Annotated in this window: 9 protein-coding genes and 1 pseudogene; 4 read left to right on the top strand and 6 right to left on the bottom strand. The window is 52.7% G+C overall.

The genetic code is table 11. The features are described 5' to 3' along the window. Positions 1 to 11 precede the first annotated feature (11 nt). Both EP25_RS22430 and EP25_RS0106090 read left to right on the top strand, forming a co-directional pair. Positions 12 to 3,533, top strand: coding sequence for a pilus assembly protein (locus EP25_RS22430; RefSeq protein WP_084190977.1), 3,522 nt, complete (start codon positions 12 to 14; stop codon positions 3,531 to 3,533). Between the two features lie 151 nt (positions 3,534 to 3,684). Continuing rightward, entirely contained in the window at positions 3,685 to 4,134 is a 450-nt protein-coding gene (locus EP25_RS0106090; RefSeq protein ID WP_031433051.1) for a type IV pilin protein, read from the top strand. Positions 4,135 to 4,786: 652 nt separating this feature from the next. Here EP25_RS0106090 and EP25_RS0106085 read toward each other — a convergent pair. The 6 genes and pseudogenes from EP25_RS0106085 to EP25_RS0106065 all read right to left on the bottom strand — a co-directional run bounded on the left by EP25_RS0106085 (position 4,787) and on the right by EP25_RS0106065 (position 13,208). Next, the gene (locus EP25_RS0106085) at positions 4,787 to 5,542 is read right to left on the bottom strand and encodes a peptidase (RefSeq protein WP_031433050.1); all 756 of its coding nucleotides are present in this window, start codon (positions 5,540 to 5,542) and stop codon (positions 4,787 to 4,789) included. Between the two features lie 61 nt (positions 5,543 to 5,603). Next, on the bottom strand, positions 5,604 to 6,500 hold the full coding sequence (locus EP25_RS0106080; RefSeq protein WP_031433049.1) for a transglutaminase family protein: 897 nt from the start codon (positions 6,498 to 6,500) through the stop codon (positions 5,604 to 5,606). Then, complete coding sequence (locus EP25_RS0106075) at positions 6,497 to 9,052, bottom strand: circularly permuted type 2 ATP-grasp protein (RefSeq protein ID WP_031433048.1); 2,556 nt, start codon at positions 9,050 to 9,052, stop codon at positions 6,497 to 6,499. Before EP25_RS0106075 ends, EP25_RS0106080 begins: the two co-directional genes overlap by 4 nt. Positions 9,053 to 9,182: 130 nt before the next feature. Next, a pseudogene (locus EP25_RS21805) lies at positions 9,183 to 12,146 on the bottom strand (transglutaminase family protein). Between the two features lie 105 nt (positions 12,147 to 12,251). Next, positions 12,252 to 12,581, bottom strand: coding sequence for a transglutaminase N-terminal domain-containing protein (locus EP25_RS23810; protein WP_235185850.1), 330 nt, complete (start codon positions 12,579 to 12,581; stop codon positions 12,252 to 12,254). 336 nt (positions 12,582 to 12,917) lie between these two features. After that, entirely contained in the window at positions 12,918 to 13,208 is a 291-nt protein-coding gene (locus EP25_RS0106065) for a DUF6794 domain-containing protein (RefSeq protein ID WP_031433047.1), read from the bottom strand. A gap of 423 nt (positions 13,209 to 13,631) precedes the next feature. Between EP25_RS0106065 and EP25_RS0106060 the strand changes: the two genes are divergently transcribed. Both EP25_RS0106060 and EP25_RS0106055 read left to right on the top strand, forming a co-directional pair. Beyond that, positions 13,632 to 14,654, top strand: coding sequence for a class 1 fructose-bisphosphatase (locus EP25_RS0106060; RefSeq protein WP_031433046.1), 1,023 nt, complete (start codon positions 13,632 to 13,634; stop codon positions 14,652 to 14,654). Then, a complete protein-coding gene (locus tag EP25_RS0106055; RefSeq protein WP_031433045.1) occupies positions 14,654 to 15,256 on the top strand; it encodes a nitroreductase family protein in 603 nt (200 codons plus the stop codon). The genes EP25_RS0106060 and EP25_RS0106055 overlap by 1 nt, the downstream gene beginning before the upstream one ends. Positions 15,257 to 15,295: the final 39 nt, after the last annotated feature.

Below are 15,295 nucleotides of genomic sequence, written 5' to 3'. Positions count from 1 at the left end.
GCGGAGGTATTATGAAAGACTTTTCCACTTTTCGAAGCGCAATGGCGAATGCCCGCTTTGTTCTTCATTGCGCCGTCATGGGACTGTGTGCGGCAGGTATCGCGAAAGCCGAGATCGCCCAGTCGCCCTTGTTCCTGACCGGCGCTGTTAAGCCCAATGTAATGCTGATGTTGGATAATTCCGGTTCCATGCGTTCAAATTTGGAAGTTAGCGCGGCTGGTACCCCTTATGATCCCTCGGTGAACTATCTGGTCAATACTAACTGCAGTAGCACGCCGCTGCCGGCAGTGAGGGAAGAACCCCAGATCGATTATTCGCTGGATAGCCGGAGAGAATGCGATTCTGCGGGCGGGTCTTGGAGTCGCCGGAGAAATCGCTGCACAGTTATAGTGATGGAACCGGTTGTGTACGATAGTGACATCCCGTCGGATTTTTTTGGTAACAGGTCGGGTCGCCGAACGGGAACGAAGTGCTTCGCCCAAAATCTATCTTACACGACTAGCGGCCTTACTTTGCCTAATGATGTTATAACCGATGCCCAGCGCGCTAATTGGTTGAACTGGTATTACAGTAATGAACTCGCCAAGCAGGGAACGACAACGACGCGCATGCAGGTCGCCAAGAACGCCGCCAACGCCTTGGTCGATTCGCTGGACGACAATATCCGGCTAGGTTTTGCGAAATTCGATTTTTCCGAAGGGGGAGAGCTTTGGGAAGTGGTGGACGACTTGACCGAGATTAAGAAAAAGAACATCAAGAATCGCATCGATGTGTCGTCTCCTGAAACCTGGACACCGTTGGCCGAAACACTAGCCGATATCGGCAACTATTTCGCCACCGGCAGTAACAATTTGGTGTTGCATGCGGGCCAAAGCAATGCCGCCACGAAAACGAAATCGAGCATTTTTCCGAGCTCCCTGGTAAATAATACGAATTGGCAGGGACGCACGACGATAGCGGGCGAGCCTAAATTCACCGACAGTCCTATCCAATATAGTTGCCAAAAAAGTTTCGCGGTTTTCATTACCGACGGCTTGCCGACCAAGGATCAGAATATCGATTCCGATCTAACCGATTACGACGGCGATTGCACCGGGAACAATAGCAGTCAATGCGGTGCTTATGATATGAAAACGGCTTACAAGGATCCGGGAAACGATTCCAGCGATTATCTCGACGACGTGGCACAGGCTTTGTACGAAATGGATTTGCGCCCGGATCTACGCAACACCGACGAATCCGTTACCGCCAAGAACAATTTGACGACGTTCGTGATCGGGTTTGCCGACAAAGATGTCGATCCTAGTTATGTTGATCCTGACCCGAATGTTAAGCCAAATAACCCGTTGCCGAGAGACGCGGCCATCCAGGGAGGCGGAAAATTTTATTACGCCGGTAACGAAGCCGAATTGACTGCAAGTTTGGCCAGCGCATTTAGCTTTATCGTCGAACAAGCCGCTTCTTCGTCGTCGGTCGCGACCAACTCCACCAAATTTCAAACCGACTCCTTGATTTATCAAGCCATTTTTGACAGCAACGAATGGACCGGCGATTTGCGCGCGTTTACATTATTGACCGAAGACATAAACGGCAACGGGGTTCTGGACGACGGCGAAGACAGCAACGGAAACGGGAAAATCGATGCTGGGGAAATAGGCCCGAAATTATGGTTCGCGTCCGAAAAAATGCCGAACGCGGGTTTGCGGAACATTTACTCCTATAATCCCGAGTTGACCGGAGTGGCCAGCAAGGGCATCGAATTTAAGTGGGAAAATTTGAATGCAAGTCAGCAAGCAATATTAGGCGACGAAACAGTGCTTGATTACCTCAGAGGAAAACAGGACCAGGAATTGGATAATGGTGGGAACTTCCGCAACCGTTCGTCGATTCTTGGGGATATCGTTAACTCTGACCCCCTCTATGTCGGGCGCGATAACTTCGGCTATGCTAATTTGCCGGGAACTGAAGGCTCCAGTTACGAGGCATTCGCAACGACCGCACGTCGCGAAATGATTTATGTGGCGGCGAATGACGGCATGATGCACGGCTTCGATGCCGGCACCGAAGCCGATGGCGGCAAGGAAATCTTTGCCTATCTGCCGAATGCGGCGATAAATTCGGCATTGGTATCCTTGACCGATCCCAATTACGCTCACCGTTACATCGTCGACGGTTCGCCCAAGGCGGGAGACGTTTATTTCAACAGCGCCTGGCATACCGTTCTGGTCGGCAGCTTAGGCGCGGGGGGCAACAGCACTTTTGCCTTGGATATCACCGACCCGGATAATTTTTCCGCGAGCAGCGTGTTGTGGGAGTTTACGGAAATCGATATGGGCTACACGCTGCCGGAGGCCGCGGTGGTCAGGGCCGCCGACGGCCAGTGGGTTGCGGTTATAGCGAACGGTTATAATAGTCTATCGGGCAAGGCGGTACTCTATATCGTCAATATCCAAACCGGAGCGCTGGTCAAGAAAATCGAAGCGGAAACGGCAACAGGGGCGAACGGTTTATCGAGCCCCGCCGTGGCGGATGTCGATGGTGACAATATTGCCGATTACGTCTATGCCGGCGATTTACAAGGCAATCTGTGGAAGTTCGACATCAGCTCCAACAATACGGCCAGTTGGGGAGTGGATTACAATGGATCGCCGCTTTTCATCGCCAAGGATTCGGCCGATCCCGCCGCGACCCAGCCGATCACGGCGAAACCGGCCGTCAGCGAAGCCACGGCCAACGGCCAAGGCAAGGGAACGATGATTTATTTCGGTACCGGCAAGTATTTCGAAACCGGCGACAATATCGTTCCGGACTCGCCGCAAATCCAGACTTTTTACGGTATTTGGGATGATTGCGACAAGTCGGGCACGACCTGTAACGGCGTTATATCCGGGCGCGGTGAATTGCAACAACAAAGCATCATTTTCGAGGGAAATACCGGCACTACGATCCTTGCCGATGGAACCACGATAAGCGGCGATGTTCGGGTGACGACCGACTGCGAAGTCGGCTATGGCATTCTTGCTCCGAGTACCACTTCTCCCCCTTGTACGAACCATATCGGCAGGCGCGGCTGGTATTTGGATTTGCTTCCGCCGTCAGGGCCGGCCGGCGAACGGGTGGTGAGCTCCCCCGTCATTCGTCATGGCGTCGTTATTTTTCCGACACTGATTCCGATTACAGCGACGTGTTCGCCCGGCGGAACGAGCTGGTTGATGGAATTGGATCAATTTGCCGGGTCGCGGCTCGCCGGCGGGACCCCGATAGACCTCAATGAGGATCACGTCGTGGATGAAAAAGATCTGGTACGCATAAACGATACTTCCGCTGTTTTCGCCGTTTCCGGCGTCAAATCGACGGTCGGTATTATCGATACCCCGGCCATCATTAATTGCGAAGAAGGCATGGATTGTAAATACGCCAGCGGCAGCAGCGGCAACATGATGATGAAGAAGGAAATCGCTCCCGGGGGAGGAAATCCGCCTCCGGCGGGTGCCGCCAGCGGCCGGCGCCGTTCTTGGCGGCAACTGCATTAAAGCCTTGCTTTCCTATCAATTATGCGAAGAGGGGAACTGCCCGTTAGGAACGGCGCATTTATCCGGATTGATCGGTTTTGAGTTATCGAGGCTTAGGAAAATAATTGATGACCGGTTTCAGGTTTGAATGAATTTACCCGCTAACAATATGATGAGTGAACAAAAAGCATTTACTTTAATTGAATTGATGGTCGTTGTCGTGATCATCGGAATTTTGGCCGGCATTGTCTATCCGAATTATCAAGAGAGTGTCAAGAAGTCCAGGCGCTCCGATGCCGAAGGCGTGTTATTGAATTTGGCAAACACCATGGAACGGCATTTCACCGAAGTTAACAGTTATTGCGATGCGGCCGCCGGCGGCGCTGCGGTGGCCGGTTGCGGCACTGCGACGGAAGACACGGGGACGCCTTCCATTTTTTCCGTTCCGGCGGAAACGGCAAGTTATTATAATGTGACTATCAGTGCGGTTGCGCCGAACAGCTATACCTTGAGTGCGGCTCCCGTTGGTGTGCAGAGTAGTGACAAATGCGGCACGTTAACATTGAGCCATACGGGGGTTAAAAACAATTCGGCCGGTCTTTCGCAAACTCAATGCTGGTAAGCTCGTGGCCATCGGTTTTTGTCGCAGGTTGAAGGTGGCTCGTTTCTATGATTAAGCAAGAGCGTCAACCATAATCGAAATACATAGGCTGCAAGGGATTTAACACAGCGTCGATAAAATGCCGGGCATAATGAATTACGTTGGAACAGTAATCGTAGTTCGTAGCCTGGATGCAGCGTAGCGGAATCCGGGATGGCGTGGGGTTGAGGTCCCGCTACGAGGCTATTTTGTTCCGATAGTTGAATTGGATGAATTTGTTGTAAGAGAGAGTATATCCGGCATCAAGAGAGCCAAGGTGAATATTTCGAGCCATCAAGCTGGATATAAGTGGCTTGGCAGCAAAAAGAGCCCTTAGAGGGCATAACCGAATAAACCTCCGGCTTCCGGAGATAGCTTAATTGTACCTCAGACCGTGCTAGTATGCCCAACCGTACCCCTTAGCAGACTTCGTCCTCGGGATGACAAGGAGATGAAGGCGGAATATATTTACATGCCGATTCCACTTGAAAAGAGCTTGCACGAAGCTAAGCATTTCTTGTGATATTGATACTTATCTCGCCGAGTGATGCCGGGCCGTGATAATACTTTGTTCTGGTACAGTAACCAGATCTCTCTCAAATGGAGATTGTTCTCTTCTAAGACCGGTCGGTCGTTATAACTTGGCGATGAGCGGTTTGACGTATTTTTTATCCAACATAGGCAGTTTCGCGAATGCTTCCCTGAGCTGGTCTTCCCATTGCCGGCGCAGGCCCAGCATGTAAGCATCATCGTCCTGGAAGCAATAATATTCGTCCAGCTTAAAGCTGTCTTTACGGTATATCAGCAGTTCGATCGGCGGACCGACGCTGGCGTTACTGCGGACGGTCGAATCCATCGAGACCAGGCAACAGCGGGCCGCCTCGTTCAGCGAGGTTTCCGGTTTCAGAAAGCGGTCCAGGACCGGCTTGCCGTATTTTATTTCGCCGATTTGCAGAAACGGCGTATTGGCCGAAGTGGTAATACTGTTGCCTTGCGGATAAATCATGAAGGCGCCATGTGTTTCGTGATTGATCTGGCCGGCCAGAATGAAACTCGCGGAAGGATCGAAGGCGTTTTGACCGGCGGCCTCCTTATGCTGTTTCTGCTTTTCCACGCTGACTTGGCCCAGGTAATTGGCCGCGGCAGACAGGCATTCGACGTTATTCAGGTTAACTTCCGCTTCCTTGACTTTATCGCGGTGTAGTTGCTCGAGAACGGCTTGGGTCGTCGCCAGATTGCCGGCACTCAATAAAATCAATTTGCGGTCAGCCGGCGTATCGAAGACGTGCATTTTGCTATACGAACTGACATTATCGATACCGGCGTTGGTTCTTGAATCGGAAACCAGCACCAGGCCTTCATCAATCGAGGCAGCGATACAATAAGTCATGGGTAATTTCTTAATTGACCGAAAAAAACTATTTTATCGCATTCGGGTGAAAGAAACAGGACTATGTTTTTCTGACCACGTCGACGGATACCGAAACCTGATGTTTGCTGCCCCCTACCGCCAAGCCTTTCAGCGGCGTCACGTCGCTGTAATCGCGCCCCCAAGCTAGAGTGACGTGCTGTTCCCCAGCTTGGCAATTATTGGTCGGATCGAAATCCAACCATCCGGTGCCGGGAATGAATACCGAAAACCAGGCATGCGATGCATCGCTGCCGGCCAATTTTACCTGACCCGGCGGCGGTTCCGTTTCAATATAGCCGCTGACATAGCGTGCCGGCAGACCGAACGAACGAAAGCAGGCGATGGCCAGATGGGCAAAATCCTGGCAGACGCCGCGTTTATGCGCCAACACTGTCGCCAACGGCGTGGCGATAGTGGTGAAACTGGGGTCGTAATTGAAGTCTCGGTAGATGCGCTGGGTCAGATTTAACGCCACTTCGGCGATGGATAGACCGGGCTTGAAGGAGGCCGAAGCGTAATTTCTTAGATCGGCGCTGCTCGCCGCCATTTCCGAATCCAGACTATACAAGCGGGCCTCCAGCATGGCGGCCGGTGTCGAAGTTTTTAGCGGTCCGATGTTATGCAGTTGGGCGGACAGGTTTTCCCAGGTTACGGTCTCGTTTTGATTCGGCAATTTAATGGCGGGGTTGATTTCGACTTCGCTGACAGCGGTAACGGTCAATTGGGTATGAGGACGTTGAACCGCGAAATAGGCAACGCGGTTGCCGAAAAAATCCAATCGTTCCCGGTAATCGGCCGGTTCCGGCGCAATCTGCAGCCGGCTGGATAGGCATTGTTGGTTAGCGCAGCCGCGAGGCGACAGGCGGGCTTCGCTATGGCAGAGACTGACCGATTGGCTGTAATTGTAACGAGTGGTATGCGTGATATGGAATTTCACAAATTGTCCTCGGCCCAGGTAGGCGATAACTGATGCGTCGCGCTAATATGGTTAAAATAAGTTTGGGCAATCGCATCGGCCGCATTCCAAAGCGATTGCGCGATATCGCTGAGCAAGGTGTCGAGGTTATCGTAAACGCCGTCGTCGTTATCGGCCAGCAGAGCGTCGATATCGCATAATTGCAGGTCGGTATAGGCTTTTAGGACCAAGCGTTCTTCTCGGCGTAAACGGTTTTTATTGCTGTGCCTGGGCAATTTGGAAACATATTCATGCAGGTTCTTCAATTGAAAAAGAAGCGAGTAGGGCAGGCTTTCATCGGCCAGCAATAACTCCAGCAGCATTGGCAGGCGGGTGCCGGAACGATAACGGCGTTTATAGATACTGAAACTGTCGGTGATCTCGAGTAAGGCTTCCAATACCAGATAGAGCTGGGTATCCGGCTGTTTAGGCACGATAGTGGAACGCAATAACGAAACAAGCGACAAGGAGCGTTCCAGTTTTTGTCCCAACTGAAGTAGCAGCCAACCCGATTCGCGTGTCATGCTTTCGGCCGCGAGGCCGTTAAACGCGGCCAGCCGCGTGCTTAATTCCGTCAGGTAGCGGATCAGTTGCGGATTGGGATGTTCCATCGTCACCACCTGGCTGTACCAGTAGTGCTGCATCGAATCGATGCAGCGCCAAGTGTCCTGCGACCAGAGGTCGCGGATATTGAAGGCCGCTTGGAAAAAGGACTGGATATTGCTGGCGAGCGTACCGTGGCGTTGCTGGTCTCTGAATAATGACAAAATTTCCTGGTGCTGCTGAGCCGGCGACATTTGTGCCATCTCGACGAAACCGGGGTAAGTCACGGTCAAATGGGTCAGGGCGCGCAGCAATACTTGCAGGCATTGTTGGCTGTCCGAGTCATAACCGTTCATTAGGTTGGTTTGCTTGACCAGAATCGTACGTAGTAGGCGAGTGACGCCCAGGATGCGTTCGAAATTCCTGCCCACCCAGAAAAAATTGTCTGCGGCGCGGCTGGACAAAGGTTCGGTGATCGCGGGTATAGCGATATTTTGGGATGGTTGCGGCGGATGATGTTCTTCGACGGCTTCTTCGGTTAGAACCCAGGTGTCCTTGTTGATGGCGCCAAATTGATTGGATACGGTATATTGATCCTTATTGGCGGCGACCCTGGTCAAGCCGCCGGGCATGATTTGATAGCTGTCGTCGGAGCTGACCGCGAAACCGCGCAGAATCGAATTGCGTGCTTCGATGTTGCGGTTGATCAGGGTTGGCACGGTGGAAAAGGTGATTTGTTCCTGGCCGATATAAAGGTAGGGTTTAGCCTTGATTTTATCGATCAATTCGCTGCGTTGTTCGCGGCTTAGGCTATTGCCGAAGATGACATGGTTGGTACCGCCGCGATTGATTGGTTTTATCGCCAGACGGTCTATGTTCTTGATAACGAAATCGCGTTCCTTGGCCTGGCCGCACCACCAGGTCGCCACCGAAGGAAGCCGTAAATCCTGGTTCAGGAAATAACGGCACAAGCCGGGCAGAAAGGCTAAAAGGCCCGGATTTTCCAGAATGCTGCTGCCGAGAGGGTTGGCGATGCTGACGTTGCCCTGGCGGACCGCCTGCAGCAGTCCCGCCACGCCCAATTGCGAACTTCCGCGCAGTTCCAGCGGATCGCAGAAGGTGTCATCGACCCGGCGTAACAGCACGTCTACCGGTTGCAATCCTTCCAGCGTGCGCAGCCAGAGTTTGCCGTCCCGGACCGTTAAATCCTCGCCCTGGGCTAGGGTGAAACCGAGTTGCGCCGCCAGAAAAGCATGCTCGAAATAGGTTTCGTTCAAAGGGCCGGGCGTCAGGACCACGATATGGGGTTCAGATTTATTATGGGGGGCGGATTGCGCCAGGCCTTTCTGTAAGGCGCTGAAAAACGAGCCTAGCCTTTGTACCTGAGCGTCCTGGAACAGATCGGCCATGACTCGACCGATGACGCTGCGGTTTTCCAAACTGTAGCCGATCCCGGAAGGGGCCTGGGTATGGTCGTTCAACACCCACATATTGCCGTTGGGACCGCGCGCCAAATTGGCGGCATAGATCGTTAACCGGGAGAAGTCGGTTAATGTGCCGAGGCAAGGCGCTAAAAAACCTTGATGGGCATAAATCAGCTCCGCCGGCAGCCGACCCTTCTTAAGAAGGTTTTGCCGTCCATAAAGGTCCCTGAAGATCAGGTTCAGCAATTCGGCGCGTTGCTTAAGGCCTTGCTCGATGCTTTGCCATTCCGCCGCACTGATCAATAATGGAATTGGGTCGAGTTTCCAGGGGCGGGTGAAATGTCCGCTGTCGCTATAAACATTGTAGGTAACGCCATTTTCACGAAGCAGACGCTGGCTTTCCTTGCGCCGGCCGTCCAGTTCCTGTCCGCCCATGTGCTCGATCGCCTCCATGAAATGCTGCCAATGAGGTTGCACTTCGTTTTGATGGCTGAGCATTTCATCGTAGCTGCCCAGTCGAGTGGCGTAAAACTGGGCGGCGTTATGAGAGGCGGCTCTGTTTTGCAAGTCAGTTTTTTCCGAATTGGTCATGTGCCTGGCGCTGAATCATGAAAGTACCTTTTAGGCTTGTAGTGCGTCAATGCCCTAAACATTTAATGAAGGTTCCTTCTTAAAACCCTAAACCATGCTAGCGCAACTACAATTTTTTGTCATAACGTAAATCCAGCGTATAGGGGTACTCTTCGTCCGGCAGTTCCAGGGCCGGAGTCGTCGCCGGCCTGACGTTATTATGGCTGGTAAAGGTAACCCCGGTAACTTTGTTGCCTTTGCCGTATTGCAACACCGGTGGTATGTCTTCGATATTGGCGGGGCTGTGGCCGTAATCCCAGAAACGGGTGATGCGCCTGGCTTCCGCTTCGAAACTGTTGACCGGGAAAGTATCGTAACTACGCCCCCCGGGATGCGAGACATGGTAGGTGCATCCGCCGATCGAGCGGCCGTTCCAGCTGTCGAACACATCGATGACTATCGGAGTATGTGGCGCGATGGTAGGATGCAAGGCGGAAGGCGGTTGCCAGGCCCGGTAGCGGACTCCGGCGACGTATTCGCCTTTGCGTCCCGTTGCCCGCAGCGGCAGGCGCCGACCGTTGCAGGTGATGATGTATCGGCCGAAAGTGAAACCGGAAACCTTGACTTGCAAGCGCTCGACCGAAGAGTCGACGAAACGGGCGGTGCCTGTATTGCTCATTTCCTCGCCGAGTACATGCCAGGGTTCGATGGCGAAACGCAACTCCAGTTCGATATTCTCGATTTTTGCGGTGCCGTAAACCGGAAAGCGGAATTCGAAAAACGGCGCCAGCCACTCCATTTGGAATGGGAAGCCGGCGCGCTGCAAATCGCCGGCCACCTCCCGCAAATCCTCGAAGGCATAATGGGGTAGCATGAAGCGGTCATGCAACTCGGTGCCTCAGCGGATCAGATTGTGCTCGTAGGGCGTGCGCCAGAACCAGGCGATCAGTGTGCGCAGCAGCAGGTTCTGCACCAGCGACATGCGCGCATGCGGCGGCATCTCGAAAGCGCGAAGTTCCAGAATGCCGAGACGGCCGGAGGCACTGTCCGGCGAGTACAGTTTGTCGATGCAGAATTCGGCGCGATGAGTGTTGCCGGTGATATCGGTTAAAAGGTGCCGGAGCAAGCGATCGACCAGCCAGGGAGCCGGGACTTCGCCCTTGGGAATTTGTTGAAAGGCAATTTCCAGTTCGTACAATTTTTCGTCGCGCCCTTCGTCGACTCGCGGCGCCTGGCTGGTGGGGCCGATGAAAAGACCGGAAAACAGGTAGGACAGTCCGGGATGGTGCTGCCAATAGGTGATCAGGCTGCGGAGTAAGTCGGGGCGCCTTAATAGCGGACTGTCGGAAGGCGTTTCTCCGCCTAACGTAATATGGTTGCCGCCGCCGGTACCGCTGTGGCGCCCGTCCAGCATGAATTTTTCGGTGCCTAAGCGGACTTGATGGGCCTGCTCATAAAGCAACGAGGTTTTTTCCACTAATTCATGCCAACTGCGCGAGGGGTGGATGTTGACTTCGATGACGCCGGGGTCGGGCGTGACCATCAGGCGTTCGATGCGGTAATCGCGCGGCGGCTCGTAGCCTTCGATGATCACCGGCATGTTCAGTTTTTCGGCGGTGGCTTCGATGGCGGCGATCACGATCAGATAATGTTCCAACAGCGACATCGGCGGCATGAATGCGAATAGCCGACCGTCGCGAGGTTCTATGCACAAGGCGGTATGGGGAACAGAAACGATATGCTCTTGCAGATCTGCGATCGGTTGCGGGTTGATTTCCGGGTGTGGATCGGGGTGGGTAGTATACTCGCTGTAACGGCGGGTGACTTCGCCGTAATAATCCCCCAGTTCCGGTAACGGCTCGAACAGGCTTTGCGGTTCCTGGGGGTCGCGTTTTTCCGGCGCTATCCACGGCAAGCTATCCAGCGGCATACGCATGCCCATGGGCGAATTGCCGGGTATCAAAAACATTGCGCCGCGGCGGAAATCCCATGGACCGCTGCACCAATGCTGGTTTTGCCAATCCCATTGCAGGGGCAGGGCATAGCCCGCCGGCAAGCCCAAGTCGCCGTTCAATAGCTTGGCCAGGGTGCGGCGTTCGATGCTGTCTTTCAGATTGTGTTTGAGCGGGTCGAGATTGGTCGGTATGTTGCCTTCCTTCCACAGATAATAAATACTGTCTTCGTAAGCCGGGCGAATGTAATTCGTCGCGATGCCAAGATGATTGCAGAGCACGGTCATGAATTGGCTGGCATCGGCATGATTGAACTGGTAATCCTGTTCGATATTCGCCAGCAGGGCCGGATTGCGCCAGATCGGTACGTCGTCCTTGCGCCAGAAGCAACCGTATTGCCAGCGCGGCAAGGGTTCGCCAGGGTACCATTTGCCCTGGCCGTAATGCAACAAGGCGCCTTTGGCGAAAACATCGCTCAGTTTATGAATGAGGTTATGCGCCAGTTTGCGTTTGTGGGCGCCGTCGGCTTGGGTATTCCATTGCGCGCTTTCCATGTCGTCGACGGAGACGAAAGTCGGCTCGCCGCCCATGGTCAAGCGCACATCGTCTTGTTGCAGACATTCGTCGACCTGAATGCCCAACGCGTCGATGGCTTGCCACTGTTCGTCGCTATAAGGTTTGGTGACACGCGGATCTTCATGGAGCCGCGATACCGTGTTGTTGAATTCAAATTCGACTTCGCAACGGTCGGTTGCGCCCTCGATCGGCGCCGCGCTGACCGGATCGGGAGTGCAGGCCAACGGAATATGGCCTTCGCCGGCAAACAGACCGGAGGTCGGGTCCAATCCGATCCAACCGGCGCCCGGAACATAGGTTTCGGCCCAGGCATGCAGATCGGTGAAGTCTTGTTCCGGCCCGGAAGGGCCGTCCAGGGATTTGACATCGGCGGTCAATTGCACCAGGTACCCCGATACGAAGCGGGCAGCCAGTCCCAGGTGCCTGAGAATTTGTACCAGTAGCCAGGCCGAATCGCGGCATGAACCGCTACGCTTTTGCAGCGTTTCCTCGCAAGTTTGGATACCGGGCTCCATACGGATGTTGTAATTGATGTCTTTCCATAGCTGTTGATTCAATGCCACTAGAAAATCGACCGTTCTGACTTCGCTTCTATCGACCTTGTTCAGCCATTCGTTCAATAACGGACCGTTGTCGACGATTTGCAGATAGGGACCCAGTTCCTTTTTTTATTGCTCTTGATAAGTAAAGGGATAGTTTTCCGCCGATTCTTCCAGGAAGAAATCGAACGGGTTGATCACCGTCATATCGGCGATGACTTCGACTTCGACACGGAGATGGCGACTTTTTTCCGGAAAAACAACCCGTGCGAGTATGTTGCCGAACGGGTCCTGCTGCCAATTGATGAAATGCTCATCGGGTTCTATACGCAGGCTATAGGCCTTGATCGGTGTTCGGCAATGAACCGCGGGGCGTAAACGAAAAACGTGTGGGGATAAATTGACCAGACGGTCAAAATGGTATGTGGTTTTATGGTTGATGGCCTCTCGAATGGTCATATTTTGCCCCTATGCAGTCACAATATCGTTAAATTGTCTGCAATATTCGGGCCTGAATGGTTTAAGTGATGAAGCGGTTTATTTATATAGGTATAACTTTCAGGCGCGGCCTTTGTAATGATTTACTAAAGTGTAACTTTATCAATATCAATACGCTTTCAGCGACCGCGTTTTGTATGGGGAGCATCGTTCGCCAATTTTGGCAGATTTGAGTCAGAATGCCGGCAACTGCGCACTAAACAAGGCTATTTTATGCACCATTAAGGAGCGATGCCAAGTCGACAAGCATTTTGAACGATGTGCCTGGCTTAGCTAAACGAACATTTCGTCATTGCTTTATTCCGTCAATGTTTTCCAGACTTCTCTGATAATGATGTCGGCCGCTTGCTCCGGACGGGTCGTTCCGCAGTCGACCAACAAACTGCTTGCTTGGTTATCGAGGCTGAAGGCTTTTCTGATGGCGACCCCGAGGGTATAACGTAAATCGATCAAGTCATGTTCCGACATTAAGGCAATCATTAGCTTTTGTTCATTGCTTAGCACGAGTGATAACCGTTTGATTGCGCCGGAAAGGGTTTTAGGCGGGGCGAATAGATATTTTAATTGCTCCGGACATTGTTCAGGCATGAGTTGTGTCGATTAGAAAGGAATGTTAAAAATGCCCTGCGTGAAGAATCATACAGGGCGGAGTTTATCATGAAAGTTTTTGCCTTTCGGCAATGACCAAGATAGTACAAAGTTGTTTTTCAGCTAAGAGCCAATTGTTTATTTTTTGATCAAGTTAACGAAAAATTATTAGTGTCGAGCGCTTGAGAGCGTTTGTAACAGCGTGCTCACAGAGTTATCCACAGATTGTGTGGATAAATCAAAAAGCATGGCCGCTGATTAATGCCTAGGAGTTAAGCGATAACCCTTTTTCTAACATCTATTCAAGGCGGACGAGCATGCCGCCGCAAAATGCCGAGTCGACGAGGCGAAGTCGACAGCGAAAATCGTGTAAACTGGCGCAATTAATTTCAACCAAACTGATTCGCGGGAGATACAAACAACATGAGCAATAAAGTGACTTTGACCCAGTTTATTATTGAGCAGCAGCGTGGGATGCCTGGCGTTTCTGGGACGTTCACTTTATTGTTGAACGATATAGTGACGGCCTGCAAGAAAATTTCTCACCTCGTCAATCAGGGCGATTTGATCGGAATATTGGGAAATGCCGATTCCGAAAATGTCCAGGGGGAAGTGCAGAAAAAGCTGGATATTATCAGTAATGAAATCATGGTCGATGCGTTGAAATGGAACGGGCACTTGGCGGGCATGGCCTCGGAGGAAGAAGACGACCTCATCAGTATTCCCGAGCGGTATCCGAAAGGAAAATATCTGGCTTTGTTCGATCCGTTGGACGGTTCGTCGAATATCGATCTTAACCTGACCGTGGGCAGTATTTTTTCCATCTTGCGTTGCCGTGAAGGCGTGGAACCGGAAATGGCGGATTTTCTGCGCAGGGGCTCCGAGCAAGTGTGCGCCGGCTTCGTGCTGTACGGGCCTTCGACCATAATGGTATTGACCACAGGCCAGGGCGTGAACGGCTTTACATTAGACCAGGAAGTGGGGGAGTTCTATCTAACCCATCCGGCTATGAAAATTCCGGCCGATTGCAGCGAATTTGCCATTAACATGTCCAATCAGCGTTTTTGGGAGCCTGCAGTCCAGCGCTATGTCGACGAATGCGTGCAGGGCGAGGACGGTCCGCGCGGCAAGAACTTCAATATGCGCTGGATTGCGTCGTTAGTGGCCGAAGTCTATCGAATCCTGACGCGTGGCGGGGTATTCATGTATCCTTACGATTACAAAGACCCTACGCAGGCGGGACGTTTGCGCTTGATGTACGAGGCCAATCCCATGGCATTCATCGTCGAACAGGCGGGCGGAGCCTGCTCGACCGGCCGGGAAAGGATCATGGACATCAGACCGGAGGATATACACCAGCGAGTCCCCCTGATTTTAGGTTCCATGAATGAAGTCGAGCGTATTGTCGCTTATCACCGGGAACAACAGCAAAACCGAGAAAAATAATGGAAACCAAACAAACCATACAGTTGCGTCGTTCGGTCAAACAATATGATCCCGAACATCTAATGACGGATGACGAAATCAATCAACTGCTGTCGCTGGCGATGCTGTCGCCGACGGCTTTCAATATACAGCACTGGCGTTTTGTCGTGGTCAAGGACCGGGAGCTGCGCCGGCAGATCAGGGCAGCGGCCTGGGATCAGGCGCAGGTGACCGACGCCTCGTTGCTGATCGTATTGTGCGCCGATCTGAAGGCGTGGGAAAAACAGCCCCAGCGTTACTGGCGCGACGCCGCTCCGGAAGTCTTGGATTTTATATTGCCGGCCATCGATCGCTATTATCGCGGTAAGGAGCGCGTGCAACGGGACGAAGCGATGCGGTCTTGCGGCATCGCCGCGCAAACGTTGATGCTGGCGGCCAAGGCCATGGGTTACGATTCCTGTCCGATGGATGGTTTCGACTTCGAGCAGGTCGGCAAACTGATCCATCTGCCGGACGACCATGTCATCAGCATGTTTGTCGTGATCGGCAAAGGCATACAGGAAGCCAGGCCTCGACCGGGTCAATTAGGCATGGACGAAGTAGTGATCGAGAATACTTTTTAGGAGAGGACGCTCGGCCAGAATTTTACGGCACGACACGAA

Origin of the sequence: Methylomarinum vadi, from assembly GCF_000733935.1 — a bacterium.
Classification (GTDB): Bacteria; Pseudomonadota; Gammaproteobacteria; order Methylococcales; family Methylomonadaceae; genus Methylomarinum; species Methylomarinum vadi.
The sequence above is the reverse complement of the archived record's forward strand: the minus strand, read 5'-3'. Positions and strand labels throughout refer to the sequence as shown.

Coding starts and splice junctions, on each gene's coding strand:
- EP25_RS22430 (WP_084190977.1), top strand. CDS start 12: ATGAAAGACTTTTCCACTTTTCGAAGCGCAATGGCGAATGCCCGCTTT.
- EP25_RS0106090 (WP_031433051.1), top strand. CDS start 3,685: ATGAGTGAACAAAAAGCATTTACTTTAATTGAATTGATGGTCGTTGTC.
- EP25_RS0106085 (WP_031433050.1), bottom strand. CDS start 5,542: ATGACTTATTGTATCGCTGCCTCGATTGATGAAGGCCTGGTGCTGGTT.
- EP25_RS23810 (WP_235185850.1), bottom strand. CDS start 12,581: ATGACCATTCGAGAGGCCATCAACCATAAAACCACATACCATTTTGAC.
- EP25_RS0106065 (WP_031433047.1), bottom strand. CDS start 13,208: ATGCCTGAACAATGTCCGGAGCAATTAAAATATCTATTCGCCCCGCCT.
- EP25_RS0106060 (WP_031433046.1), top strand. CDS start 13,632: ATGAGCAATAAAGTGACTTTGACCCAGTTTATTATTGAGCAGCAGCGT.
- EP25_RS0106055 (WP_031433045.1), top strand. CDS start 14,654: ATGGAAACCAAACAAACCATACAGTTGCGTCGTTCGGTCAAACAATAT.